Origin of the sequence: Streptomyces sp. WZ-12 (assembly GCF_028898845.1) — a bacterium.
Classification (GTDB): Bacteria; Actinomycetota; Actinomycetes; order Streptomycetales; family Streptomycetaceae; genus Streptomyces.
This window is the reverse complement of the sequence record NZ_CP118574.1, coordinates 2,414,630-2,440,803: the sequence shown is the minus strand read 5'-3', so window position 1 is coordinate 2,440,803 and position 26,174 is coordinate 2,414,630. Positions and strand designations below refer to the sequence as shown.

The following is a 26,174-nucleotide window of genomic DNA, read 5'->3' as shown; positions in this document are numbered from 1 at the left end:
GCGGCTGAGCGGCCGGAAAATCGAACTCCCATGCCTGCTGCGGGAGTTGTGTGCGAGAAACGCTCGCTCTTGTGGGCGGCCGGTGGGTCAGGAGGTTGCCGTGAGGCGGCTGATGCGCTCCGCGTCGCAGGTGCGCGGGCAGGTGGCGCAGGTGTCCTCGGGGCGCAGCGTGTAGTACATGCAGCAGCTGGCGCGGTCCCGGGTCGGCAGCGCGGCGCCGTCCGGCCCGGTCAGCTCGCGGAACCCGGCGTCGGCCGCGTACGGCGCGGTGGCCCCCGGCAGCAGCCGCGCCAACTCGGCCCGCGCGCGCGGCCCTTCGCCCAGCAACTGCCCGACGTACCACAGCCCCTCGACGATCTCGTCGGACGCCATCCCCCACAGCGCCCGCGGCCCGCGCCGCACCCGGGTGCGGAAGCCGTCCAGGACGGGCCGCAGATGGTCGGCGACCGCCGCGCGGACCTCGGCGCGCAGGGCCTCCTCGTCCGGCACCACCCGGGCGCCGGGCAGGGTCGCCGCCGGGTCGTCGGGGAGGCACCCGAACGAGGCGGCGCGCACTGCCAGTCGACCCAGCCCGCGGTGGAAGCGGACGTCCGCCACCGGCAGGTGCGGCACCCGCCGGAGCAGGAACCACGGGACGGTGATCAGCAGGCAGACCGGCCAGGCGTAGCGGTGCAGGGCGAAGCTGGCGACCACGTCGGGGCGGGCGGGGCGGCCGTGTTCGGCGGTGATGCGGGCCGCCTCGTCGGCGAGGAAGGTGTCCAACACCGGGCCGCCGGCGGCCAGCGCGGACGCCGTCCACCAGCCGTCGCCGGCGGGCGGCTCGTCGTCCCAGAGCGTCACCCGGAGGTCGGGGAAGACCTCGGCGAGCCGGGCGTAGGCGTCCTTGGCCGGGTGGCCGGCGAAGGGGGCGGCAGGCGCGGCGGCAGTGGCAGAAGGCATGCGGGGGACCACCGAATCGCGATCGTTAGCAGGTAAGCCTTACCTTATCCGACATCCCTACCCGCCCCCGCGGGCGTGTGAACCGCGGCTTCGGACGCTTAGAGTGCTAGCTCGATCGTCCGACCTTGATCGTCCAACCCCGGCCGGCCGTCCGGCCCCGGTGGCGACCAGGTTCCCGATCGTCAGCAGTCGTCAGCAGGAGGAGCGTCAATGGAGCAGGGCACGGCGGAACCGCGGCCGCAGGCCGGGGCGTGGCCGCCCGCACCGGCCGCCTGCGCCGCACCCCGCGGCGCTGGTGACGGTGGCCCGGAGGCCGCCGGCCTGCGCCTGCCCCGGCAGCGGCCGCGCCGGCACTCGGTCCGTGGCCAGGTCCTCACCGCCCTGCGCCGCGCGCTGACCGCCGGGGAACTCCTCCCCGGCGAGGTCTACTCCGCGCCGGCCCTCGCCGAGCGGTACGGCGTCTCCGCGACCCCGGTCCGCGAGGCCATGCAGCAGCTCGCCGGCGAGGGGGCCGTCGAGGTGGTGCCCAACCGCGGCTTCCGGGTCCGCGAGCGCAGCTCCCGCGACCTCGCCGAACTCGCCGAGGTCCGCACCATGTTGGAGGTGCCCGCGCTGCTGCGGCTGGCCCGGGCGGTGCCCGCGGACCGCTGGGAGGAGCTGCGCCCGCTGGCCGACGACGGGGTGGCCGCCGCCGCCCGGGGCGACCGGGTCGGGTACGCCGACGCCGACCACGCCTTCCACGAGGCGCTGATCTCGCTGACCGGGAACCGCCGGCTCACCGAGGTCGCCGGCGAACTGCTGCGCCGCGCACAGTGGTCGGCCGGCGGCGGCTCCCGCCTCCGCACGGCCGAACTGCTGGCCGACGCCTCCGAGCACACGGCCCTGCTGGACGCGCTGATCGCCCAGGAGCACGGGGTCGTGGAGCGGATCGCCCGGGCGCACCTGTCGGCGGCGCCGCGGCCGCACTGAGCGCGGGGCCGGCCGGGTGGTGAGGGCCGGCGTCAGAAGGCGGGCAGCAACTCCGCCAGGGGCAGCGCCGTGACGTCGGCGGCGGGCCGGGAGACGTACAACTCGGCGTGGTAGAAGCCGTCGGCCTCCTTGCCGCCGGTGGGCAGCCCGCGGGCCGCCAGCGCCTCGAACGCCGCCCGGCGCTCGGCCTCGTCGGCGAACCGGCGCTGGCGGAACGTGCGCGTGGTGACCCGCTCGGTCACCAGTCCGGCCCGGGCCAGCAGCGCGGAGATCGGCCGGTACGACACCGTGCGCAGCACGAACGCGGCGACCCAGGGCGGCTCGGCGAGGCAGTCGAAGAGCCGGGCGAAGGTGCGGGCGGTGATGTAGCCGACGCCGCCGGTGACGGTGACCAGGTCGGTGCCGGCCAGCGCCTGGTGCAGCGCGGGACTTGCGGCGTCGAGCTCCAGGTTCTCCGCGAAGCCGTGGTCGAGCAGGCCGGCGGCCACCGCGTAGCCGACCGCGCGGTCCGCGGCGTCGATGCCGGTCACCCGGGCCGCGCCGGGCAGTCGACGGGCGGCGTAGTAGGCCCGGTCCGCGCGGGCCAGGGAGTCGCCTTTGAGGGCGTGCGGGTCGGTGGTGACGTAGTGGTGGTAGAGGTCGTCGAGGGTGACCCGGTGGTTGAGCAGGGCCGGGTTGATCCCGTAGGAGCAGCAGAGGTCGACGACGCGTAGCGGTGGGCGGTCGCCGCGGCGGCGCCGTAGGGCGTCGGCCAGGGCGCGGAACACCGCCTGGCCGTGGTGCGGGATCTGGTACGCGAGCGGGTGGAGCGTGTCGAAGTAGCGGCGCGGATCAGGGCAGTTGTAGATCGACTCGAAATGTGCCTTGCCCCAGTCGGTTCCGGAGCTCGTGGGGGTGACTCCTGCCACGGTGGGCCTCCTGAAAGGCGCTGCCAGAGGGAGCTGGACCCGGACCAGCATCCAGGCCGCGCCGCCCCGTCGCAGTGCGACTTGTGGCCATTCTCGTGGTCCGTGGGGCGTCGCGCTACTGCCCGGTCGGCGGCCGGTGCGGCGGCGACAGCCACCGCGGCCCGGCCGATCCGCGACCGGCGGGGACGCATTCCGGCCAATCGGCGCGGGGCGCGGCATGGCCGATGTCGGGTGGTTGACGGCCGGGGAGGCGCCTTCGGCCGGCGCCGGCGCGACGACTACCCGGCGGGCTCCCCGACCTCCGCTGGCTCCTCCGGCGGGGGCTGCGGGAGCTGGCCGGCGAGCCAGGTGGGCACGCCGCCCATGAGGCGGAACAGCCGGGCGGCCTCCGTGCGCAGCCGGGCCGCCTCGTCCTCGGGGACGGCCTCCGCCAGCGCGGCCAGCGCCGGTGCGGTACCGACCAGGAACCCCAACTCCTCGCGGATCCGCAGGGACTCCGCGAAACCGTGCCGGGCCTCCGCCAACTCCCCGTCGCGCAGCGCCAGTCCGGCCAGGTGGCGCCAGGTGAAGGAGAGCAGCAGGCGGTCGCCGTGGGCGACGGCACCGGCATGCGCGCGGCGGTAGGCGGCGCGGGCGGCGTCCGGGCTGTCGGCGAGGTGCTCGGCCATCAGGCCGCGCCGGTAGTCCAGCAGCGGACGGCCCGGCGTGCCCGGGGCGAGCAGCGCGGCGGCCCGGCCCAGCGCGGAGCGCGCCTCGTCGACCCGGTCGCGGACGCCCAACACCGTGGAGCTGTAGGCGAGTTGGCCGCGTTCGCAGGCCGCTGCGCCGCGTTCGTCGTCGTCGCCGGCCAGCGCCTCCGCGGTGCGCAGCGCGTCCTCCGCCTCGGCCCAGCCGGCGGCGGTGAACATGCAGCGTTCCACCAAGAGCGCGGCGCGGTGCAGCGCGGCGGGGGCCTGTCGGGCGGCGTGCGGCGCCAGGAGGGCGGCGGCGTCGAGCCAGCAGCCGCGGGAGCGCAGCCGCCACACGGCGCGGCTGAGCGGATCATCGTCCCCTGGGGCACCGCCCGGCACCGGCGCGGCGCCCGGGCGTGGAGCCGGGACCGCCATCCGATCCGCGGGACTCATGGAATCCGCCGGATCCGCGGATCCGGGCATGGCGGTGTCCGCCACAGTGCCTCCCCGAGCGCCATTGAGCGGGAATTCAGGATGCTGTGGGGCGCATCACAGCACGAATCCCGGCACCGGGCCAAGGGGGTGGGTGAAAGATTTCACAATCGGGTGGGGCGGCTCGCGTGGCTGGTAACCGGCGGTTCGGCGGCGCTGCGGGGCGGGCCGCTCGCCCTGCGCACCAAGGGCGTTGACCCGACTTCGCCCGATCGTGGTACCTCGGACGGCGCAGGCCCCGCGGCGGCCGCCCGCGGCCGGCGGGCGCGACCGGTGAACCGGCCGTCCTGCGCGGCGCGTTGAGGGCCCGTCAGCTCATCCGGAGCGCCAGGAAGAAGTCCAGCTTGTCCTCCAGGCGCGAGAGGTCGCGGCCCGTCAGTTGCTCGATCCGGCCCACGCGGTAGCGGAGGGTGTTGACGTGCAGGTGGAGGCGGGTGGCGCAGCGGGTCCAGGAGCCGTCGCAGTCGAGGAACGCCTCCAGGGTGGGGATCAACTCGGCGCGGTGGCGGCGGTCGTAGTCGCGCAGCGGGTCCAGGAGCCGGGCGGTGAAGGCCCGGCGGACGTCGTCCGGGACGAACGGCAACAGCAGGACGTGCGAGGCGAGTTCCTCGTGGCCGGCGGCGCAGACCCGGCCGGGGCGGGCGGCGGCGACCCGGCGGGCGTGCCGGGCCTCCTCCAGGGCGCCGCGCAGCCCCTCGGCGGAGTGCACCGAGGCGCTGACGCCGACGGTCAGTCGGCCGTCGTCGGCCAGGCCGCGGGCGAGCGGTTCCCGGATGACGCGCAGCAGTTGGTCGGCGCGCAGGCCGTCCGTCGCGGTGTCGGCGGCGTCCTCCGGGACGGCCGGCAGCGGCACCAGCGCCACCGCCTCGTCGCCGGTGTGCGCCACCGCGATCCGGTCCGCGGGCTCCGGGCCGGACGTGCCGGGGGCGACCAGCACCTCCTCCAGCAGGCTCTGCGCCACCGGGCCGCCGGGCACGTCGCCGCCCTCCCACTCGACCCGGGCCACCACGATCTGCCAGTGCGGGGCGGCGCCCAGCCCGGGCAGCAGGACCGGGGCGGCCACCCGCAGTCGGGCGGCGATCTCGGCCGGCGGCGCGCCGGTCTGGACCAGCTCCAGGACCTCCTGGGCCAGCCGCCGGCGGACCGTGCGGGCGGCGTCCCGGCGGTCCCGCTCGACGGCGATCAACTGCGTGACGCCGTGCAGCAGGTCCAGGCGCTCCTCGGACCAGTCACCGGCGTCCGCCTCGACGGCCAACAGCCAGTCGCTCAGCAGCGTCTGCCGCAGGTCACGGCTCCCGTGACGGATCGGGAAGAGCGAGTAGGTCGCGCCCGCCCCGTCGCCCGGCAGCCCCTCGTCGAGCGGGTGCGCGCCGGTGCCCCGGAGCGTGATCCGGTGCGGGCCGCGGCGGCCGCTGCGGGCGGCCGCCAGGTGCTCGCCGGCCAGCCGGGCGGCAAGCGGAGCGGGCAGCTCGGGACCGGCGCCGGCCAGGGTGGAGCCGGCGATCTGCCGGCCGGTGGGGGAGAGCACCCAGGCCCGCAGGTCCAGGTCGGAGCCGAGCAGGTCCAGCACCACCTCGGGGCCGCCGCCGGCCGGCCCGGAGGTCATCAGCCGCCGGTGCCGGTCCACCACGGCGGCCAGATCGCCGGCCCGCTCGCTGGAGACCTGCCGGACGACGTGCTCGGTGATCGAGGCGAACGACACCTTCTCGTCGACCGAGAACAGCGGCAGCCGGTGCCGGGCGCACGCCTGCACCAGGTCGTCGGGGATGGCGCCCAGCTCCGCCTCGCCGGCCGCGAGCCCGGCGACCCCCGCGGTCGCCAGGATGCGGACGAACCGCTCGGCGTCCTCCGGTTCCCGGCGCCAGGCCAGCCCGGTGAGCACCAGCTCACCGCCGGAGAGGTACCGGCTGGGGTCCCGCAGGTCGGTGGTCATCACGCCACGGACGGTGCGGTCCAGCTCCTCGTCGCCCCCGAGTAGCGTGAGGCCCAGAGAGTGTGTGTCCAGGAGTGCGCGGAGCCGCATGACCTCGCCCGCCGTTCTGTGCTGTCTCGTGTTGCCGGTGGAATGCCGCGAGGTTTTGATCCCTCGTCTTTCGTTCGAATCTACAAGACGGGCGCCGTGGCCAGCCAACCGCTTCATGGTTTCGGTGACTGCACCGGGTGGGTGTGCGGCGCGTTCACTAACCCCAACCGCGTTAACGCGTCATGAACGGCTCACTGGCGACGAGGGCCCGAGGTCCCGACCATGAGCAGCGGACGACCCAAATTTCTCAGAAGAGGCCAACGATGGACTTCCTTCGCCCCGCCAGTTGGGAGGAGGCGCTCGCCGTCAAGGCAGAGCACCCGACCGCTGTGCCCATCGCGGGTGGTACGGACGTGATGGTCGAGATCAACTTCGACCACCGCCGCCCCGAGTACCTGCTCGACCTGAACCGGATCGGCGACCTGGACGAGTGGGAGGTCGGGGAGAAGACCGTACGCCTGGGCGCCTCCGTCCCCTACACCACGATCATGGAGCACCTGCGGGCCGAGCTGCCGGGCCTCGCCCTGGCCTCGCACACGGTGGCCTCCCCGCAGATCCGCAACCGCGGCGGCGTCGGCGGCAACCTCGGCACCGCCTCGCCGGCCGGTGACGCGCACCCCGCACTGCTCGCCGCCGGCTGCGAGGTCGAGGTCGAGTCGGCCGGGCGCGGCGTGCGCATGATCCCGATCGACGAGTTCTACCTCGGCGTCAAGCGCAACGCCCTCCAGGCCGACGAGCTGATCCGCGCCGTCCACCTGCCCAAGGCCGACGGCCCGCAGCAGTTCTCCAAGGTCGGCACCCGCAACGCCATGGTCATCGCGGTGTGCGCCTTCGGCATCGCGCTGCACCCCGAGACCCGCACCGTCCGCACCGGCATCGGCTCGGCCGCGCCCACACCCGTCCGGGCCAAGGAGGCCGAGGCGTTCCTCAACGCCGCGCTCGAAGAGGGCGGGTTCTGGGACAACGGCAAGGTGATCACCCCGTCGGTCGCCAAGCAGTTCGCGGACCTGTGCTCCGCCGCCTGCAACCCCATCGACGACGTGCGCGGCACCGCCTCGTACCGCCGTCACGCGGTCGGCATCATGGCCCGCCGCACGCTCGGTTGGGCCTGGGAGTCGTACCGCGGCACGGGCACGGGAACCGTTACGAAGGGAGGCGTCGCGTAATGCGCGTCAATTTCACGGTCAACGGCCGCAAGCAGGAAGCCGACGACGTGTGGGAGGGCGAGTCCCTGCTGTACGTGCTGCGCGAGCGGCTCGGCCTCCCCGGGTCCAAGAACGCCTGCGAGCAGGGCGAGTGCGGTTCGTGCACGGTCCGCCTCGACGGGGTGCCGGTGTGTTCGTGCCTGGTGGCCGCCGGACAGGTCGAGGGCCGCGACGTCGTCACCGTCGAGGGCCTCGCCGACTTCGCCAAGAACCGCGCCTGCGGCGGCCATGAGGAGGGCGGCGCCGGCGGCACCGCCCTCCAGGAGGCCCAGGGCTGGTCCGCCAAGGGCACCGACTCGCAGACCGGCGAGGGCGCTCAACTCGCCCCGATCCAGCAGGCGTTCATCGATGCCGGCGCCGTGCAGTGCGGCTTCTGCACGCCGGGCCTGCTGGTCGCCTCCGACGAGCTCCTGGAGCGCACCCCGAACCCCAGCGACGCGGACATCCGCGAGGCGCTGTCGGGCAACCTGTGCCGCTGCACGGGCTACGAGAAGATCATGGACGCGGTGCGCCTGGCCGCGGCCCGCCAGTCCGAGCCCGAGGGGGTCTGACGCCATGGCAGACACACGCACCACCGGCATTCCGTCCAAGGTCACCCAGGGTTCGCAGACCCAGGGCGGCATCGGTGAGTCCACGCTCCGCCCCGACGGCACCCTGAAGGTCACCGGTGAGTTCGCCTACTCGTCCGACATGTGGCACGAGGACATGCTGTGGGGCCAGATCCTGCGCTCCACCGTCGCGCACGCCGAGATCGTCTCCATCGACACCGGCGAGGCGCTCGCGACCCCCGGCGTCTACGCGGTCCTCACCTACGAGGACCTGCCGACCGAGGTGAAGAACTACGGCCTGGAGATCCAGGACACCCCGGTCCTGGCCCACGGCAAGGTCCGCCACCACGGCGAGCCGGTCGCCCTGGTCGCCGCCGACCACCCGGAGACCGCGCGCCGCGCCGCCGCCAAGATCAAGGTCGAGTACCGCGAACTGCCCGTCATCACCGACGAGTCGAGCGCGCTGGCGCCGGACGCGATCCTCGTCCACGAGGGCCGCGACGACCACCACAGCGGCCATGTCCCGCACCCGAACATCGTGCACCGCCAGCCGATCCTGCGCGGCGACGCGGCCGCGGCCGCCGAGCGGGCCGACGTGATCGTCGAGGGCGAGTACACCTTCGGCATGCAGGACCAGGCGTTCCTCGGTCCGGAGTCCGGCCTCGCCGTGCCGGACGAGGACGGCGGCGTCGACCTGTACGTCGCCACCCAGTGGCTGCACTCCGACCTCAAGCAGATCGCCCCGGTGCTCGGCCTGCCCGAGGACAAGGTGCGGATGACGCTCTCCGGCGTCGGCGGCGCGTTCGGCGGTCGCGAGGACCTCTCGATGCAGATCCACGCGTGCCTGCTCGCGCTGCGCACCAACAAGCCGGTCAAGATCGTCTACAACCGGTTCGAGTCGTTCTTCGGGCACGTCCACCGGCACCCGGCGAAGCTCTTCTACGAGCACGGCGCCACCAAGGACGGCAAGCTCACGCACATGAAGTGCCGGATCGTCCTGGACGGCGGCGCCTACGCCTCGGCCTCCCCGGCGGTCGTCGGCAACGCCGCGTCCCTGTCGGCCGGTCCGTACGTGATCGACGACGTCGACATCGAGGCCATCGCCCTCTACACCAACAACCCGCCCTGCGGCGCCATGCGCGGCTTCGGCGCGGTCCAGGCATGCTTCGCCTACGAGGCGCAGATGGACAAGCTGGCCGACAAACTGGGCATGGACCGCGTCGAGTTCCGCCGGCTCAACGCCATGGAGCAGGGCACGATCATGCCGACCGGCCAGCCGGTCGACTCCCCGGCCCCGGTCGCCGAACTGCTGCGCCGCGTCAAGGCGATGCCGATGCCGCCCGAGCGCCAGTGGGAGTCCAGCGAGGGCGCCGACGTCCGTCAACTGCCCGGCGGCCTGTCCAACACCACGCACGGCGAGGGCGTCGTCCGCGGCGTCGGTTACGCGGTCGGCATCAAGAACGTCGGCTTCTCCGAGGGCTTCGACGACTACTCCACCGCCAAGGTGCGGATGGAGGTCATCGCCGGCGAGCCGGTCGCCACCGTGCACACCGCGATGGCGGAGGTCGGCCAGGGCGGCGTCACCGTCCACGCGCAGATCGCCCGCACCGAGTTGGGCGTCCACCAGGTGACCATCCACCCCGCCGACACCCAGGTGGGATCGGCCGGTTCGACGTCCGCGTCGCGGCAGACCTATGTCACCGGCGGCGCCGTCAGACACGCCTGCGAGCTGGTGCGCGAGAAGGTCCTGGAGATCGGCCGCCGCAAGATGGGCACCTACCACCCGGCCTGGGCCACCGCCGAACTCCTGCTGGAGAGCGGCAAGGTCGTCACCGACGGCGGCGAGGTCCTCGCGGACCTGGTCGACGTGCTGGAGGACGAGACCGTCGAGATCGAGGAGGAGTGGCGCCACCGGCCCACCGAGGCGTTCGACCTGGAGACCGGCCAGGGCTTCGGCCACGTCCAGTACTCCTTCGCCGCGCACCGCGCGGTCGTCGAGGTGGACACCGAACTGGGCCTGGTCAAGGTCATCGAGCTGGCCTGCGCCCAGGACGTCGGCAAGGCGCTCAACCCGCTCTCCGTCGTCGGCCAGATCCAGGGCGGCACCACCCAGGGCCTGGGCGTGGCCGTGATGGAGGAGATCATCGTCGACCCCAAGACCGCCAAGGTGCGCAACCCCTCCTTCACCGACTACCTCATCCCCACCATCCTCGACACCCCGACCATCCCGGTCGATGTCCTCGAACTCGCCGACCAGCACGCCCCGTACGGGCTGCGCGGCATCGGCGAGGCCCCCACCCTGTCGTCCACGCCGGCCGTCCTCGCGGCGATCCGGAACGCGACCGGGTTGGAGCTCACCAAGACGCCGGTACGTCCCGAGCACCTGACGGGTACGTAACGCGGTCAGCCGCCTGGGGCCACCTCCCCAGGCCCCGCCCCTCCGGGCGGTGCGCGTCAAGGGGTGTCCTGTCCGTCCTCCCGCGCACCGTCCGGAGCCTCACCGCCCCACCCACAGGCTGATCTGTCGCCAACTCCGGGCAGTCAGTACCCCGTTCGTCTCGGGCCGTCCCCCGGGTCGTGCAGCCGAATATCCATCCCAAATCTCGCCCCCGGCGAGTGCCCCTGTGAACCTTGGGAGTTAGGCACCATGACCCAGCAGTCCACCGAGCCGAGGACCACGGCGGAAGACGCGGGCGACGGCGCGCGTCAGCCCGCCGGCCGGTCCTGGCTCGACCGGTACTTCCACATCTCCGACAGAGGCTCGACCCTCGCACGGGAGACCCGCGGCGGCATCACCACCTTCATGGCGATGTGCTACATCCTCCTGCTCAACCCGGTGATCCTGGGGTCGGTCCAGGACGTCCACAAGAACAGCCTCGACCACAGCGCCCTGGTCACCGCGACCGCCCTGGGCGCGGCGGTCTGCACCCTGCTGATGGGCTTCGTCGGCAAGGTCCCCCTGGCGCTCGCCGCCGGCCTCAACGTCTCCGCCGCACTGACCACCCAGGTGGTCCCGCACATGACCTGGCCGCAGGCGATGGGCATGTGCGTGGTCTACGGCGTGGTGATCTGCCTGTTGGTGGTCACCGGCCTGCGCGAGATGGTCATGAACGCCATCCCGCTCGCCCTGAAGCACGCGATCACCATGGGCATCGGGATGTTCGTCGCCCTGCTCGGCCTGGTGAAGGCCGGCTTCGTGGGCAAGGGCGCCGGCGGCCCGGTCACCCTCGGCAGCGACCTCTCCGGCCATCTCGTCGGCTGGCCGGTGCTGTTCTTCTGCCTGACCCTGCTGCTGATCTTCATGCTCCAGGCCCGCAAGGTGCCCGGTGCCATCCTGATCGGCATCGTCGTCGGCTCCGCGGTCGCCATCGGCGCCACCAAGTTGGGCGGGCTGACCGCCAAGGACTGGGGCGGCACGCCGCCGTCCCTGAGCGGCAAGGCGGTCGCGATGCCCGACTTCGGGCTCTTCGGGCACGTCGAGTTCGGCGGCTGGGGCTCCATCGGCGTGCTCAGCGTCACCATGATCGTCTTCACCCTGGTGCTGGCCGGGTTCTTCGACGCCATGGCGACCATCATCGGCGTCGGCACCGAGGCCAAACTGGCCGACGACAAGGGCCGGATGCCGGGGCTGTCCAAGGCGTTGTTCGTGGACGGCGCGGGCGGCGCGATCGGCGGCCTGGCCGGCGGCTCGGGCCAGACCGTCTTCATCGAGTCGGCCAGCGGCGTCGGCGAGGGCGCCCGGACCGGCCTGTCCTCCGTCGTCACCGGGCTGCTCTTCGCGGCCTGCCTGTTCTTCACCCCGCTCACCCAGCTCGTGCCGGCCCAGGTCGCCGCCGCCGCGCTGGTGGTCATCGGGTCGATGATGATGAGTGTTGCGGGGCATGTGGACTGGAGCGACCGGGCGACCTCGATCCCGGTGTTCCTTACCGTGACCCTGATGCCGTTCACGTACCAGATCACCACCGGCGTCGGCGCCGGCGTCATCGCCTACACCGCCATCAAGGCGGCCCAGGGCAAGTGGCGCGAGATCGGCGCCTTCATGTGGGCGCTGACCGGCGTCTTCCTCGTCTACTTCTCGCTCCATCCGATCGAGCAGTGGCTGGGCGTCAAGTAGCGCCCGCCCTGCTCCCGTCCCTTAGGAGACCGACATGCTGGACCTCGCCGAAGAGTTGAACCGGTGGATGGAGCAGGGACGCACCTTCGCCGTGGCCACCGTCGTGGCCACCAACGGCAGCGCCCCCCGTCAGCCCGGTGCCGCGCTCGCCGTCGACAGCGACGGCACGGCGATCGGGTCGGTCTCCGGCGGTTGTGTGGAGGGGGCGGTCTACGAGCTGTGCCGGGAGGCCCTGGAGACCGGCCGGCCGGTCATGGAGCGCTTCGGCTACAGCGACGAGGATGCCTTCGCGGTGGGCCTGACCTGCGGCGGGATCATCGACATCTTCGTCACCCCGGTACGGGCGAGCGCCCCCGCGGCCGTCGCCGGCGGCGGCCCCGCGGGGAGCCTGGCGGACAGCAACGCCGCACCGCTCGCCGCCGCGTTGACCGCCGCCGCCTCCAGCGAGGCGGCGGCGCTCGCGCGGATCATCGACGGCCCGGCCGAACTCCTCGGCCGCGCCGTCCTGGTCCGCCCCGACGGCAGCCACACCGGCGGCCTCGGCGGACACCCGGCCCTGGACCACACCGTCATAGGCGAGGCCCAGGCGCTGCTGGACGCCGGCCGGACCGCCACGTTGGAGATCGGCGCCGAGGGCGCGCGGTGCGGACAACCGGTCGTGGTGCTCGTCGAGTCGTCCGTCCCGCCGCCGCGGATGCTGGTCTTCGGGGCGATCGACTTCGCCTCCGCGCTGGTCCGGGTCGGCAGGTTCCTCGGCTACCGCGTCACGGTCTGTGACGCCCGCCCCGTCTTCGCCACCCGGGCCCGCTTCCCGGACGCGGACGAGATCGTCGTCGACTGGCCGCACCGCTACCTCGACTCCCAGAAGCTGGACTCCCGCGCGGTGCTCTGCGTCCTCACCCACGACGCCAAGTTCGATGTCCCGCTGCTGGAACGGGCGTTGCGGCTGCCGGTCGCCTACGTCGGCGCGATGGGCTCCCGCCGCACCCACCTCGACCGCCTCCAGCGGCTGCGCGAAGTCGGGCTCACCGAGATCGAGTTGAACCGGCTGCGCTCGCCCATAGGGCTGGACCTCGGCGCCCGCACCCCGGAGGAGACCGCGCTGTCCATCGCCGCCGAGATCGTCGCCAACCGCCGCGGCGGCACCGGCGCTCCACTGACCGGCGCCCACACCCCGATCCACCGCGACGCCCCGCGCCTGGGCCGGATCGGCGAGGTCGCCTGACGGGCGCCAACGGGGCCCGGCCCGGCTCCCGTTGGACAACCGGGGCGGGTGACCACGAAGCCCGCGGGACGTAGGGGACGCACGAGACCCACAAGACCTACGGGGCTACCAGACTTACGGGGCTACGAGACCTACGGAGCCGGCGGACCTGACGCCGCCGGCTCCGCGGGAGGTCGGACCGCACGTCCGTCATGGCACGGGCGCGGCACAGTGTGGGGGCCGCGCCCGTGCCGACGTGCGTCCGGGGGCCGGAACGCGTGCGAACAACGGGAACGGCGCGAAGGGCGTGAAGTGTGCGAACGACTCCAAGGGTGCGAATAGCGGGCAAAATGCGACGCAGCTCACATCGTCAACGGGCAATAAATGGCCGATAGGACGAGAGGGCGTCGGTTGACCTATGGCAGGATGGGGCGCGAGGGCGCTCCTCTGGCGGGCGCCCGGCGATGTCCGCCGCGAGCGAGGAGGTGATCGGGATGAGTCCCGAAGGAAGTCCTTGCCGCAGCGCTGCCCTTTGCTGATCGCGCCGTTCTCCGCGTGAATCCCGGGCTCCTTCTCCATCCCGCTGTGTGCCGTCACCAGTGAACCCCGGGTGCTTTCCGCCCCCCTTCGGGTCGGGTCCGTTCGGCCGCGTGCGACGGTCCACCGCGGTTCTCCCGCGTGGTCCGGTGCGTGGTCCGGTTCACCGATGAATATCTGCCACCGGTAATTTCCCCTCATTCTCAGTGCCCGTGCGCACCGGCTCTTTCGGCCCTGTCGGAAACCATTCCGCGGACGAATCCACTGGATGCCGTGCCGGACGTGGGACTTTCCCCTCGGGGGTATTGTTCTGCGTTTTCCGGTGTGTTCTCCGTGTGTTCTCCACGGGGTCGCGGCTTCCGGACGATTTTCCACCGGTCTTTTCCGGTCCTCCGGCCTTCTTTCGCCAGCCTCCCGGATTTTCTCCGGGGGGCCTCAGGGGGGCCTCCGGCGGTGGCCGAGCCGTGCCCGCCCGCGTGCGCGCCAGGAGGTTTCGCCATGACCACGATGACCAGCCCGCCCACTCCCGAGGCTCTCGCGCCGCCGGGCCGCCGCGCCCGACGGGAGCGCCGCGCCGCCGAGCTCGCCGCCCGCACCCGTCGGATCGGAGGCCGGCTGGCCGAGTTCAGCGCCCGCCCCGCCGAGCAGGCCCTGGCGGACCTCGGCAGCACCTCGGCCGGCCTGACCCACCGCGAGGCGGTGGCCCGCCTGGAGCGCGACGGCACCAACGCCATCGCCCAGGAGCGCCCGCCGCGCTGGTACGTCCAGTTGGCCAAGGCGTGTCGGAACCCCTTCATCCTCGTCCTCGTGGTGCTGGTGGCCGTGATGTACGGCCAGTGGCTCCAGGTCGCCGACACCGAGCCGTTCGACCCGAAGATCGCCATCCTCGGCGCGATGGTGCTGATCAGCGTCGGGCTGCGGTTCTGGCAGGAGTTCCGCTCCGGCGCCGCGGCCGACGCGCTGCGCGCCCTGGTCACCACGACCACCGCGGTGCAGCGCCGCGCCGGCCGCGGTCGGATGTCGGCCACCATCGAGATCCCGATGACCGACGTGGTCAGCGGCGACCTGGTCAAGCTGGCCGCCGGCGACCTCGTCCCGGCCGACCTGCGGCTGCTGACCGCCAAGGACCTGATGGTCAGCCAGGCCGCGCTGTCCGGCGAGTCGCTGCCGGTCGCCAAGGCCGACATCCGGCTGGCCACCGACCGCGGCCAGGACACCACCAGCGACCCGGTCGAGGCCGACAACCTCGTGCTGACCGGCACCTCGGTCACCTCCGGCAGCGCCACCGGCCTCGTCATCGCCACCGGCGATGACACCTACCTCGGCTCGATGGCCGGCGCGCTCGTCGGCGAGCGCCCCGAGACCAGCTTCGACACCGGCGTCAAGAAGGTCAGCTTCCTGCTGATCCGCTTCATGATGGTGATGGTCCCGGTGGTGTTCCTGATCAACGGGCTCACCAAGGGCGACTGGGCGGAGGCGTTCACCTTCGCGGTGGCGGTCGCGGTCGGCCTCACCCCCGAGATGCTGCCGATGGTCGTCACCACCAACCTCGCCCGCGGCGCGGTCGCCCTCTCCCGCCGCAAGGTCGTCGTCAAGCAGCTCAACGCCATCCAGAACCTCGGCGCCATGGACGTGCTGTGCACCGACAAGACCGGCACTCTCACCGAGGACCGGATCGTCCTGGACCGCTACCTCGACGTGCACGGCCGGCCCGACACCGAGGTCCTCGAACACGCCTACCTCAACAGCCACTTCCAGACCGGGCTGCGCAACCTGATGGACCAGGCCGTCATCGACCGGATGCACGAGGCCGAGGAGGTTGTCGTCGACGCCCGCTTCACGCTGGTCGACGAGATCCCCTTCGACTTCGCGCGCCGCCGGATGTCGGTGGTCCTGCGCCGCAACGACCTCGAAGGACCCGCCGACACGCACCTGCTGATCACCAAGGGCGCCGTGGAGGAGGTCCTGGACCGCTGTGTCCGGGTCGTGCACGCCGGCGAGCGGGTCGAACTCACCGCGGCGCGGCGGGAGTCGGTGCTGCGCACCGCCGAGGAGCACGGCCGGCAGGGCCTGCGGGTGCTCGCGGTGGCGACCCGCACCCTGCCCGCTGACCGGGAGGGCTACGCCGTCACCGACGAGGCGGAGCTGACCCTGCTCGGCTTCCTCGCCTTCCTCGACCCGCCGAAGCGGGACGCGGCCGAGGCGCTGCGGGCGCTCGCCGACAACGGCGTCGCGGTCAAGGTCGTCACCGGCGACAGCGAACTGGTCGCCGTCCGGGTCTGCGAGCAGGTCGGCATCGACCCCGGCACGCCCGTCACCGGCGCCGAGGTCGACGGGCTCGACGACCTCGAACTGCTCGACCGGGCCCGCACGGCAACCCTGTTCGCCAAGGTCAACCCGGTGCAGAAGGCCCGCATCGTGCGCGCCCTCCAGGCCGACGGGCACACCGTCGGGTTCCTCGGCGACGGCATCAACGACGCCGCCGCGCTGCGCGACGCCGACGTCGGCATCTCCGTCGACACCGCCGTCGACATCGCCAAGGAGTCCGCCGACATCATCCTGCTGGAGAAGGACCTCACCGTCCTCGGGCAGGGCGTGCTGCGCGGCCGGCTGACCTTCGGCAACACCATCAAGTACCTGAAGCTGACCGCCTCGTCGAACTTCGGGAACGTCTTCTCGGTGCTCGTCGCGTCCGCGTTCATCCCGTTCCAGCCGATGCTGGCGCTCCAGTTGCTGGTGCAGAACCTGATGTACGACATCTCCCAACTGGCCACGCCCTGGGACCGGATGGACGCCGACTACCTGCGCACCCCGCGCAAGTGGGACGCCAAGGGCATCGGCCGCTTCATGCTCGTCCTCGGCCCGACCAGCTCGATCTTCGACATCACCACCTTCGCGCTGATGTGGCACGTCTTCGGCGCCAACAGCGAGCTGCACCAGGCGCTGTTCCAGTCCGGCTGGTTCATCGAGGGGCTGCTGACCCAGACCCTGGTCGTGCACATGCTGCGCACCCGCAGGATCCCGTTCGTGCAGTCCCGCGCCACCTGGCCGGTGCTGCTGATGACCGCGGTGGTGATGGGCATCGGCGTGTGGCTGCCGTTCTCGCCGCTGGCCGGGGCGCTCGGCATGCAGGCGCTGCCGCTGGCCTACTTCCCGTGGCTGGTCGCGACGCTGGCCGCGTACTGCCTGCTGACCCAGGGGGTGAAGCGGTGGTACGTCCGCCGGTTCGGCGAGTGGCTGTGAGCCGGGCCGGTCGGGCTGATGATTGACGGCGCCTCGTGTCCACGGTGCCAGGCGCCGCGGACACGAGGCGGGCTGGAGATCGTCAGCCGTGTGCCTTGACGAAGCGGACGAGACCGGCGAACGCCTCACGAGTCAGCGTGAGTTGCGGGCCGTGCGGGTCCTTGCTGTCCCGGACGGGCACGATGCCGGGGACGTTGGCGGCAACCTCGATGCAGTCGCCGCCGTTGTCGCTGTAGGAGGACTTGAACCAGCGGGGGGAATCGATTATCACGGGGTGCCCTTTCGCAACTGCTCGATCATGGCCACAGACGCCGCCTGCGACAGCGCTTCGGCCTGTAATTGATGGTATGCCGTCAGCATGGACATCACGGAGGTGCTCTCTCGGTCTAGGTTTCCCTGAGCCTGGGACTCGGCGTAGCAGACCAAGGACCGGTCAGGCAGCGTCAAGACGTTGACGGGCAGATTGAGCGTGCGGCGCTCCCCTATCTCGAACGGTGCCACCTGCAGCACCGTGTTCGGCAACTTGGCGAACTCAATCAGGTGTGCCAGTTGGGCGTCCATGACGTCCGCCCCGCCAACGGGCCGACGGATACAGCTTTCATCCATGGTCACGAACACCATGGGTGGCCGGGGCCGTACCAGCGCTGCCTGTCGCTCCGCCAGGAACGAGACGCGCTCATCCGCCTGCTCGGTGGTGATGGCACCCCGTCGTACGGCGCTGTCGGCCAACACCACTGCGTACTCCGGCGTCTGCAGCAAGCCGGGGACGATGCCAATGTTGTACAGCCGGATCTCCACGGCCCGACCCTCGTACCCGACGTACTCCGGAAAGCCCTCCAACAGACTGCCGTGCCGGATCTCCCCCCATGCGCGCTCGAACGACTCTGCGGTCCCGACGAACCCGAAAGCAACGTCTAAGCTCCGCGAAAACCGCAGAGTTGGCGGTTTGCGGCCGGTTTCGACCGCCGAGATGTGCCGCCCCGAGTAACCGACCTGCGCGGCGAGTTCGTCCTGTTTCCATCCGCGCGCCTCGCGCGCGCTACGCAGGCGGGCCCCGAAGGCCGCCTGGGGCGAGGCGTCCGGGTTCAGCTCCTTCAGGTTTACCAACGTGCCCTCCGTTTCTAGAACGTTGAAGACACAGTGACTGTAGGCCACGCTGAGAGCTCCCGGTAGTTGTAGTGCTACGGAGAGGAGCGGTCGTGTACCGCGATGATGCCCCGGAGCGGCGCCTGACCCCGCCCGTCCACCTCGGATTGCCTGAGCCTTGGCCCGCGCCGCGCCCCGGATGCGACGTGTGCGGCGCCCTGGCCCAACAGCGGGAGCACGCCCGGCGGCACGGGGACATGTCCAAAGTGACCGACCTGAACATCGAGATGCGCGCGCATCCTCACCGGAAGGCGGTGAGGCGATGAGGCATCGCAAAGTCCAGGCTGCTGGGGGCGGTTGCCCTGTCGGAGGAGTCCTCTCGCTACCGGCCGCCGCAGGTGAACCTGCGCCACGGGTAGGCGAGTTGGCCCTGTTGATGGCGAAGCAGCTTCTCGTCCGGTCACACATCCGTCAAGCCGGCGGCTGGGCGAGGAACAACCCGGTCCAACCAACAGGAAGGAACGAGCAATGAGCACGCGAACGGCACCCGACACCAGGCATTGTGGCGAGCCCTCGGACCAGCCGTGGGACCCCCCGACGCCTTCCGGTCCCGACGGAAGCGGGCCGGACGCCCCTCACCCCGGCGACGGAGACGACGAATGACCGGCTGGCAGGCTCGTCACGCGGCCTTGCTCGACCAACTGGAAGCAGCGGGGCACCTGGCGTCGGATTGGCGGCCCTCCTTCGAAGCCGTACCGCGACACAACTTCGTCCCCGATCACGTCTGGCGGGCGACCGAAGGCAGGTGTGTGCCCGTGGACAAGGGGCACGTCCCCGAAGCATGGTGGGATCTCGTCTACTCCGATGAGTCCGTGGTGACGCAGATCGCCGATGGGAGGAACGAGGGGCACGAGCCCACGTCGTCCAGCTCCATGCCGTCGATGGTCGCCAAGATGCTCCAGCGACTTCAACCTTCCCCGGCGGGAGGCGTGTTGGAGATCGGAACCGGTACCGGTTGGAACGCGGCCCTGCTGGCCCACCGCTTCGGCGCTGGGAACGTCACGACTGTCGAGGTGGACCAGGGGATTGCCGCACGGGCCAGAACCGCCCTTCGACGTTCCGGACGAACCCCGGAGGTCATCTGGGCCGACGGCGCGCGGGGATGGGCTCGTAACGAGCCGTACGGCGGCATCATCGTCACGTGCTCGCTGGGAACCGTCCCGTATCCGCTGGTTGAGCAGTGTGCTGCCGGCGGCACGATCGTGGCACCCATTCACGGTGCTGCGCTGGTGCAGCTCACCCGGCAGGAAGACGGAGCGGCGTCGGGACCGTTCGTGACGGGGGCCGACTTCATGCCGATGCGGAGCCATCGGCCCGCGGCCATGCCCGCTGGGGTGCAGGGCTGGAAGAGCCCGACCACGCTCGACACACGGTGCGTGCTGGAACCGGGGTTTCTGGTCTACACGCACGGGCGTGCGCCCGAGCTGCACCTGTCGGGCAAGGACGAAGGGCGCGGCCACCGTGCGTGGGTCATCGACGGCCGAGGTTCCGGTGCCATCGCAGACGGTGCGGGCAGCGTGATCGAATACGGTCCCCGAAGCCTGTGGGAAGAGATCGAAAGGCTCTGGGTGGAGTACGAGCGGCACGGCCGCCCCGCTTTCGACCGCTTCGGGCTCACCGTGAGCCGGCGCGGTGAGTGTGTATGGCTCAACTCCCCGGACCGCCCGGTACCGATCCGCCGCTAGCGGATGGGGGTCCGCGGCCTGTGGTTGCCATGCGCGGCCGTCGTCAGCCGTCGTCAGCCGTCGTCGGTGGGGCGTGCCGGAGGTCGCGCACCGCGCCGGAGGCCAGCGGCAGCAGCGCGGCGAGCGCGGCCACCGCGCCGGCCGCCGCGGCCACCCGGAAGCCGCCGTACGCCCGGGCCAGCGGCCCCACGCACAACTGCCCCACCGGGATGGCCGCGTAGGACAGCAGATCGCCGTACGCGGCGACCCGGGACAGGGCGTGCGGTGGCACGTGCTCCTGCAACGAGGTGTCCCAGGCGATGCCGGTGACGCAGACCCCGAGCCCGGCGGCGAACCCGCCGGCGACCAACCAGGGCGCGTCCAGTCGCCAGCCCAGCACCAGCAACGGCACCGCCCCCAGCGCACTCGCCGCCTGCCCCAGCGCCAACAGCCGGCCGACCGCCAGCCGGTACAGCACCACCCCGCTCAGCAGCAGCCCGACGCCCCGGGCACTGAGCACCAGCCCCCACACCGCCCGCCCCGCGGTCCGCTCGGTCAGCGCCGGCCCCAGGACCTGCCAGGTCCCGGTCTGCACCAGATTGATCACGAAGAACGCCAGCGTGGGCGGCCCCAGCCAGCGGATCCGCCGGAACTCCCGCCAGCCACCGAGGATTTCGGACCACACCGAGCGCGGCCGGTGCGCCGGCCGGCCCTCGCCGGCCCGCAGGCGCAGCAGGCAACCGGCGGCGACCGCGTAGCTCACCGCGTCGCCGGCGAGCGCGGGCCCGCTGCCGACGACCGCCACCAACAGCCCCGACAGGCTCGGCCCCAGCACCTTGGCGACGTTCCGCGCCGTGGCCAGCAGTGCATTGGCCGGCCGCAGCGCCGCGCCCCCGACCAGCTCCGGGAGCAGTCCGCGCAGCGCCGGGGTGGCGAACGCCGCGCAGGTCCCGCCCAGCACCTCCAGCCCGGCGACCGCCGGCAGCGCGTAGCGGCCGGTCAGCAGCAGCCCGGCGACCGCGCCCTGGGCGGCCGCCGCCCCGAGGTTCGCGGTCACCAGCACCGTCCGCCGCCGGAACCGGTCCGCGGTGGCGCCGCCCACCAGGAGGAACGCCAGCAGCGGCAGCATCCGGGCGGCGAGCACCGCACCGAGGTCGCCGGGCCGGCCGCCGGAACCGTCCAGCACCGCGAACGCCAGCGCCACCGGGGCCATCGCGCTGCCCAGCAGCGACACCGCCTGCCCGGCCAGGAACCAGCGGAACGCAGGGTAGGCGAGAGGGGAAGAGGTCGTGTGGGCGAGGGGTGAGGCGGGCGCGGGAGTGGGGGTGGGCCGGGAATCCATGGCCCGGAGTCTGCGGGGGCGGCCGCGGATACCTATGCTTTCGGCCGGGGACGAAAGGTCGGACGGCAGGGCGGGGCGACGGGGGCGGGCAGTCCCGCGGAGGGAGGCGGCGACGGATGGTGGCCCTGCGACTGAGCCCCCTGGCGCTCTCCCGGTCCCGCTTCGCGCTGTCGCCGCTCGCCGAGACCCTCGGCGCGGCGCTCGCACTGTCCCGGCCGCACCCGGCCGCCTGGTTCGCGGACTGGCACGCCCGCCGGCTGCCCGCGTTCCGCGCCGCCCTCGACGCCGACCCGTTCGCCGCCGGCCTGCTCGGCCTGCTCGGCGCGACGACCTGGCTGCCCCGCTCCGTGGCCATCCCGCCGCCGAACGGCCTGCGCACCACCCTCGCCGACGAGTTGGCCGCCGTCCGGGCCATCCGCGACGCGGTCTTCCGCGCCGAACTGGAGCTCTCCCGGGCCCACCCGCACCCCCGGTACGTCGCCAACCACCGCCGCCACCGCGACCTGACCTGGCTCACCGGGCGCGACTGGGGCGCCCGCACCGCCGACCTGCTGCACGCCCTGTGGAGCGCGCACCTCGCCCCCGAGTGGCCCCGCCGCCGCGCCCACCTCGAACGCGACATCGCACACCGTGCCGGACTGCTCGCCACCCGGGGCTGGCCCGGGGCCCTGGACCAGATGAGCCGGCACAGCACCTGGGAGGGCCCCGACGCCATCCGCTTCGGCCACCGCCCCGGCCCCGACCGCGTCATCGGCGATGCCGGCCTGCTCTTCGTCCCGGTGAGCCTGTCCACCGGCACCTGGCTCTGCGAGGGACCCGCCGGCCACTACGCCCAGGTCTACCCGGCCCGCGGCGCCGCCCCGGCGCACGCCGCCGACGGCCCCGGCCGCGCCCTGGAACGCCTCCTCGGCACCGGCCGCGCCACCCTCCTGGACGCCCTCCGGCAGCCCGCCACCAGCACCGAACTCGCCGCCCGGCTCGGGCAGTCGCTCGGCACCGTCGGCGGTCACCTGGCCGTGCTGCGCGAGTCCGGGCTGGTCGTCGGGACGCGGATCGGGCGACGGGTGGTATACCGTCGCACCGAGCGCGGCGAGTTGCTGGTGCCGGACGGCGAGGGGACGCCAACGGGCTGAAATCGGCCGCCGCGCGGAAAACGGGATGAGGGCCGTGCGCCCGCCCGGTTAGCGTCCCCGCGTGACCATGGACCCCCGTACGGAACTGACCATCCGTGACATCGGCGACGCCGACCTCGACCGCGCCGTCGAGCTGTCCGCGCTCTCCTTCCATCTGAAGCTGGACGACAAGGACCGCGCCCAGCAGCGCGCGGTGCTGCGCGACACCGACCGGATCGGCGCCTACGACGGTGAGACGCTGGCCGGCATGGCCGCCGCCCACCGGCTCCGCCTCGCCGTCCCCGGCACCCAACTGCCGTGCGCAGCCCTGGACTTCGTGGTCGTGGCGCCCACCCACCGGCGGCGCGGCGCGCTCTCCGCGATGATGACCGAGACCTGGCGGCGGTGCGCTGCCGAGGGGCTGCCGCTGGCCTGCCTCTGGGCCTCGGAGAGCGCGATCTACGGCCGGTTCGGCTTCGGCGTCGCCACCGAGGCGTACCGCATCGACATCGACGCCACCCGGCCGCTGGCGCTCCGCATCGCCCCCGACGCCCGCCCGCTGCGGCTGCTCGCCCCGGCCGACGCGCCGGCCGAGCTCGGGCCGTTCTACGAGGAGCAACTCGCCTTCGGCGCGGGCCGGTTCAGCCGGGACGCGACCTGGTGGCGGCGGCACGTCCTCGACCTGGAAAGCGGTGAGGACGACGACGATGACGACGACTACGGCCCGCTGCGGGTGGTGGTGCTGGGCGACGCGGGCCGGCCGCCCGGCGGCTACGCCCTCTACCGCACCCGCGGCTCCGGCGACGACGGACCCGGCGCGGTCGCCGTCCAGGAATTCGCCGCAGAGTCGGCGCCGGCCGCCGCCGCGCTCTGGTCCTACCTCGTCGGCATCGACCTGACCAGCACCGTCCGCGCCTACGCCCGGCCGCTCGACGACCCCCTACTGCTGTTCGCCGCCGACCGCGACCAGGTGCGGGTCACCCGCCAGGAGCCCTGCCTGTGGCTGCGGTTGGTGGACGCCGGGGCCGCGCTGACCGCCCGTTCCTGGGCCGCCCCGGTGGACCTCGTCCTCGCCGTCCGGGACGCCGCCGTCCCCGCCAACGACGGCCGCTTCCGGCTGACCGCCGGCGGGCCCGGTGCCCCCACCACCTGGACGCCGACCACCGACGCCGCCGATCTCACCCTGGACGTACGGGAGTTGGGGTCATGCTACCTCGGCGGGGTGCCGGTGCGCCGGCTCGTTCAGGCGGGGCTGGTCACCGAGCACACCGCGGGCGCGGCCCGCCTCCTGGACGCCGCGCTCGCCACCGAGTGGCTGCCGTTCACGGGGGAGGACTACTGACCGGGGCGCTGCGCTCGGCTTGCTTCCCCCGTTGGCGTCCCTTCCGCCGCGCGGGTCGCGGTGCGTCGTGGCTTCCGCACCGGGCCGGCCGGCCGCAGCGCGGCCATCACCAGCACGTCGTGCCAGGCCCCGCCCCAGCGCAGCGCCTCGCGCAGCCGGCCCTCCACGGCGAACCCGCACTTCTCGTAGCCGCGCCGGGCCCGCTCGTTGAAGGCGAAGACCTCCAACTCCACCCGGTGCAGGCCCACTTGGTCGAACGCGTACTTGAGCAGCAACCGGATCGCCTCCGGCCCCAGCCCGCGGCCGGAGGCCCCCGGGACCAGGGCGATCCGGAAGCTGCCGTGGGCGTTGTCCCGGTCGATCCGGCTCAGCGCCAGATCCCCCAGGTAGGCGCCGGTCTCCCGGTCCTCGACGGCCAGGTCAAGGCGGTCGGTGCGGGTACCGCACTCGGCGACCCAGTCCCGGATCTCCTCCAGCGTCCAGTCATGGTGAGTCCCCGTCAGCCGTCTGGTCTCCGGGTCCTGGAAGGTGGCGTGGAAGGCGCTCGCGTGCCGGTCGGCCAGCGGCACCAGCCGGATCCGGTCGCCTTCGAGCACCGGTTTCTGGGCGAGGGCGCGGTCGTCGATCATGAGGGGATGATGGGGCGCTGTCGCCTACGCAGCAAGCGAATTGTGGGGGCCTCGCACGTTGTCGGCGCTCCCGCCGTGGGGGTTGCTGTTCGCGCCTGCGGCGCGGGCGTTGTCCGCTGCGCGGGGCTGTCGGGTGCGGTGACGGGCCTCCGGGGCCGGTGTCCCGGACTGCTTCGCTTGACGTCCGGGACACCGGCCCCTCCGGCCCGTCACCTCCCGTTGGGGGTGGGATTCTCGGATCGGGGGCTGAGGTGGCTGGGTATGCACCGGGCGTAGTTGTGGGAACGGGGAGGCGCCGGGTGCGCCCGTTCCCGGTATACCGAGCACAGGAGAGAGCATGCGGACACCGATGACGATCGCGGACTTCCTCGACCGGGCCGAGCTGGGCTTCCGCGACAGCCCGGGCGTGGTCGACGAGCCGCGGCAGCCCGCCCCGCCGGTGCCCGACGCGACCTACGGGCGCTTCGCCGAACGGGTCCGTGCCTGGCAGGCGGGGCTGGACGCGCTCGGTGTGGCGGAGGGGGAGCGGGTGGCGGTGGCCAGCCACAACTCCGCGCGCCTGTTGGAGCTGCTGTTCGCGGTGCCGATGAGCGGCCGGATCTGCGTGCCGGTCAACTTCCGCCTCAAGCCGGAGGAGGTGGCGTACGTGGTGGAGCAGAGCGGCTCCTCGGTGCTGCTCGTCGATCCGGAACTCGACGCGGCGCTGGCCGACATCAAGGTCCGCCACCGCTTCGTCCTCGGCGAGCGGACCGAGACCGAGCTGATGCGGTTCGGCGTCGAGCCGCGCCCCTGGTCCCGTCCGGACGAGGACGCCACCGCGACCATCAACTACACCTCCGGCACCACCGCCCGCCCCAAGGGCGTGCAGTTGACGCACCGCAACATCTGGGTCAACGGCATGGCGTTCGGCCTGCACACCCGGGTGTGGGAGCGGGATGTGTATCTGCACACCCTGCCGATGTTCCACTGCAACGGCTGGGGCATGCCGTATGTGATGGCCGGCCTGGGCGTGAAGCAGGTCGCGCTGCGGAAGGTCGACGGGGCCGAGATCCTGCGGCGCGTCGAGGAGCACGGGGTCACGCTGATGTGCGGCGCGCCGGCCGTCTGGAACATGGTGCTGGACGCGGCCGCGACGTGGCAGGGGGAGGTCCCGGGTCGCGACCGGGTGCGGATCGTCTGCGCCGGCGCCCCGCCGCCCACCCGCACCATCCAGCGCGTGGAGGAGGAACTGGGCTGGGAGTTCACCCAGCTCTACGGCCTCACCGAGACCTCCCCGATGCTGACGTTCAACCGCACCCGCCCCGCCGACCTCGACCTCCCCGCCGAGGAGCGGGCCCGCAAACTCTCCCGCGCCGGGCTGCCCGCGCTCGGCGTCAAGCTGAAGGTCGCGGCCTCCGGCGAGGTACTGGCCCGCTCCAACACCGTGCTCGACGGCTACTGGGAGAAGCCGGAGGAGACCGCCGAGGCGCTCCAGGACGGCTGGTTCCACACCGGCGACGGCGGCACGCTCGACCCGGGCGACGGCCATCTGACGATCTCCGACCGGAAGAAGGACGTGATCATCACCGGCGGTGAGAACGTCTCGTCGATCGAGGTGGAGGACACCATCTTCAGCCACCCGGCGGTCGCCGAGGTCGCCGTGATCGGCGTGCCGCACGAGAAGTGGGGCGAGACGATCAAGGCCCTGGTGGTGCTCGCCGAGGGGGCGACCGTGCAGGAGGCCGACATCATCGCCCACTGTAAGCAGCACCTGGCCGGCTACAAGGCCCCCACGTCCGTCGAGTTCCGCGACACCATTCCCCGCACCGCCACCGGCAAGATCCAGAAGTTCAAACTGCGCCAGCCGTATTGGGCGGGGCGCGGCCGGGCGGTCAACTAGTTGCCGTGGGCCTGTGGCTGCCCACGTTGGTGGCTTTCCCGCCGCGCGGGTTGCCGGTCCGCTTGCGCGGGGCGGGTCGAGTTGTCTGGTCCGCTGCCGGTCCGCTGCGCGGGGCGGGTGGGGTTGTTGTCCGCTGCGCGGGGCTGTTGGGGTGCGGTGACGGGCCTGCGGGGTGGGTGTGCAGGACTGCTTCGCTTTACGTCCTGC

At 72.7% G+C, this 26,174-nt stretch carries 19 protein-coding genes; 11 read left to right on the top strand and 8 right to left on the bottom strand.

Going from position 1 to position 26,174, the window contains the following annotated elements:
• Window positions 1-87: 87 nt before the first annotated feature.
• Entirely contained in the window at window positions 88-939 is an 852-nt protein-coding gene (locus PV796_RS10205) for a (2Fe-2S)-binding protein (RefSeq protein WP_274912626.1), read from the bottom strand.
• A 210-nt stretch (window positions 940-1,149) separates the two neighbouring features.
• Between PV796_RS10205 and PV796_RS10200 the strand changes: the two genes are divergently transcribed.
• Window positions 1,150-1,908, top strand: coding sequence for a GntR family transcriptional regulator (locus tag PV796_RS10200; RefSeq protein WP_274912625.1), 759 nt, complete (start codon window positions 1,150-1,152; stop codon window positions 1,906-1,908).
• 32 nt (window positions 1,909-1,940) lie between these two features.
• On the opposite strand, the gene PV796_RS10195 is transcribed toward PV796_RS10200, so the two are convergent.
• The 3 genes from PV796_RS10195 to PV796_RS10185 all read right to left on the bottom strand — a co-directional run bounded on the left by PV796_RS10195 (window position 1,941) and on the right by PV796_RS10185 (window position 6,002).
• Window positions 1,941-2,816 carry a hypothetical protein gene (locus tag PV796_RS10195; protein ID WP_274912624.1) on the bottom strand — a complete coding sequence of 292 codons (876 nt, stop codon included), beginning with the start codon at window positions 2,814-2,816 and terminating at the stop codon, window positions 1,941-1,943.
• Between the two features lie 278 nt (window positions 2,817-3,094).
• A complete protein-coding gene (locus tag PV796_RS10190) occupies window positions 3,095-3,922 on the bottom strand; it encodes a hypothetical protein (RefSeq protein WP_274918959.1) in 828 nt (275 codons plus the stop codon).
• A 367-nt stretch (window positions 3,923-4,289) separates the two neighbouring features.
• Window positions 4,290-6,002 carry a PucR family transcriptional regulator gene (locus PV796_RS10185; RefSeq protein WP_274912623.1) on the bottom strand — a complete coding sequence of 571 codons (1,713 nt, stop codon included), beginning with the start codon at window positions 6,000-6,002 and terminating at the stop codon, window positions 4,290-4,292.
• Window positions 6,003-6,265: 263 nt separating this feature from the next.
• Between PV796_RS10185 and PV796_RS10180 the strand changes: the two genes are divergently transcribed.
• The 6 genes from PV796_RS10180 (at window position 6,266) to mgtA (ending at window position 16,853) form a co-directional block, all read left to right on the top strand.
• Window positions 6,266-7,168 (top strand): FAD binding domain-containing protein, encoded by a 903-nt coding sequence (locus PV796_RS10180; RefSeq protein WP_274912622.1) that lies wholly within the window; start codon window positions 6,266-6,268, stop codon window positions 7,166-7,168.
• Window positions 7,168-7,758 (top strand): (2Fe-2S)-binding protein, encoded by a 591-nt coding sequence (locus PV796_RS10175; RefSeq protein ID WP_274912621.1) that lies wholly within the window; start codon window positions 7,168-7,170, stop codon window positions 7,756-7,758. The genes PV796_RS10180 and PV796_RS10175 overlap by 1 nt, the downstream gene beginning before the upstream one ends.
• Before the next feature lie 4 nt (window positions 7,759-7,762).
• Entirely contained in the window at window positions 7,763-10,153 is a 2,391-nt protein-coding gene (locus PV796_RS10170; protein ID WP_274912620.1) for a xanthine dehydrogenase family protein molybdopterin-binding subunit, read from the top strand.
• A 249-nt stretch (window positions 10,154-10,402) separates the two neighbouring features.
• A complete protein-coding gene (locus PV796_RS10165) occupies window positions 10,403-11,869 on the top strand; it encodes an NCS2 family permease (RefSeq protein ID WP_274912619.1) in 1,467 nt (488 codons plus the stop codon).
• Between the two features lie 34 nt (window positions 11,870-11,903).
• Window positions 11,904-13,094 carry an XdhC family protein gene (locus PV796_RS10160; protein ID WP_274912618.1) on the top strand — a complete coding sequence of 397 codons (1,191 nt, stop codon included), beginning with the start codon at window positions 11,904-11,906 and terminating at the stop codon, window positions 13,092-13,094.
• 1,014 nt (window positions 13,095-14,108) lie between these two features.
• Window positions 14,109-16,853: a magnesium-translocating P-type ATPase gene (gene mgtA, locus PV796_RS10155; RefSeq protein ID WP_274912617.1), complete on the top strand. Its 2,745-nt coding sequence runs from the start codon at window positions 14,109-14,111 to the stop codon at window positions 16,851-16,853.
• Window positions 16,854-16,935: 82 nt separating this feature from the next.
• Here mgtA and PV796_RS10150 read toward each other — a convergent pair whose 3' ends face one another.
• A complete protein-coding gene (locus PV796_RS10150) occupies window positions 16,936-17,124 on the bottom strand; it encodes a DUF397 domain-containing protein (protein ID WP_274912616.1) in 189 nt (62 codons plus the stop codon).
• Window positions 17,121-17,960, bottom strand: a complete 840-nt coding sequence (locus PV796_RS10145) for a helix-turn-helix domain-containing protein (protein ID WP_274918958.1) — start codon at window positions 17,958-17,960, stop codon at window positions 17,121-17,123. Before PV796_RS10145 ends, PV796_RS10150 begins: the two co-directional genes overlap by 4 nt.
• A gap of 638 nt (window positions 17,961-18,598) precedes the next feature.
• Between PV796_RS10145 and PV796_RS10135 the strand changes: the two genes are divergently transcribed.
• Window positions 18,599-19,684: a methyltransferase domain-containing protein gene (locus PV796_RS10135; RefSeq protein WP_274912615.1), complete on the top strand. Its 1,086-nt coding sequence runs from the start codon at window positions 18,599-18,601 to the stop codon at window positions 19,682-19,684.
• A 43-nt stretch (window positions 19,685-19,727) separates the two neighbouring features.
• Here PV796_RS10135 and PV796_RS10130 read toward each other — a convergent pair whose 3' ends face one another.
• Complete coding sequence (locus PV796_RS10130; RefSeq protein ID WP_274912614.1) at window positions 19,728-21,005, bottom strand: MFS transporter; 1,278 nt, start codon at window positions 21,003-21,005, stop codon at window positions 19,728-19,730.
• A 116-nt stretch (window positions 21,006-21,121) separates the two neighbouring features.
• Between PV796_RS10130 and PV796_RS10125 the strand changes: the two genes are divergently transcribed.
• Window positions 21,122-22,138 (top strand): ArsR/SmtB family transcription factor, encoded by a 1,017-nt coding sequence (locus tag PV796_RS10125; RefSeq protein ID WP_274912613.1) that lies wholly within the window; start codon window positions 21,122-21,124, stop codon window positions 22,136-22,138.
• A 67-nt stretch (window positions 22,139-22,205) separates the two neighbouring features.
• The gene (locus tag PV796_RS10120; protein ID WP_274918956.1) at window positions 22,206-23,459 is read left to right on the top strand and encodes a GNAT family N-acetyltransferase; all 1,254 of its coding nucleotides are present in this window, start codon (window positions 22,206-22,208) and stop codon (window positions 23,457-23,459) included.
• Here the strand turns inward: PV796_RS10120 and PV796_RS10115 are convergent.
• Entirely contained in the window at window positions 23,453-24,088 is a 636-nt protein-coding gene (locus PV796_RS10115; protein ID WP_274912612.1) for a GNAT family N-acetyltransferase, read from the bottom strand. The two genes, PV796_RS10120 and PV796_RS10115, sit on opposite strands and share 7 nt — an antisense overlap.
• A gap of 337 nt (window positions 24,089-24,425) precedes the next feature.
• On the opposite strand from PV796_RS10115, the gene PV796_RS10110 reads away from it, so the two are divergent.
• Complete coding sequence (locus tag PV796_RS10110; RefSeq protein WP_274912611.1) at window positions 24,426-25,967, top strand: AMP-binding protein; 1,542 nt, start codon at window positions 24,426-24,428, stop codon at window positions 25,965-25,967.
• Window positions 25,968-26,174 lie beyond the last annotated feature (207 nt).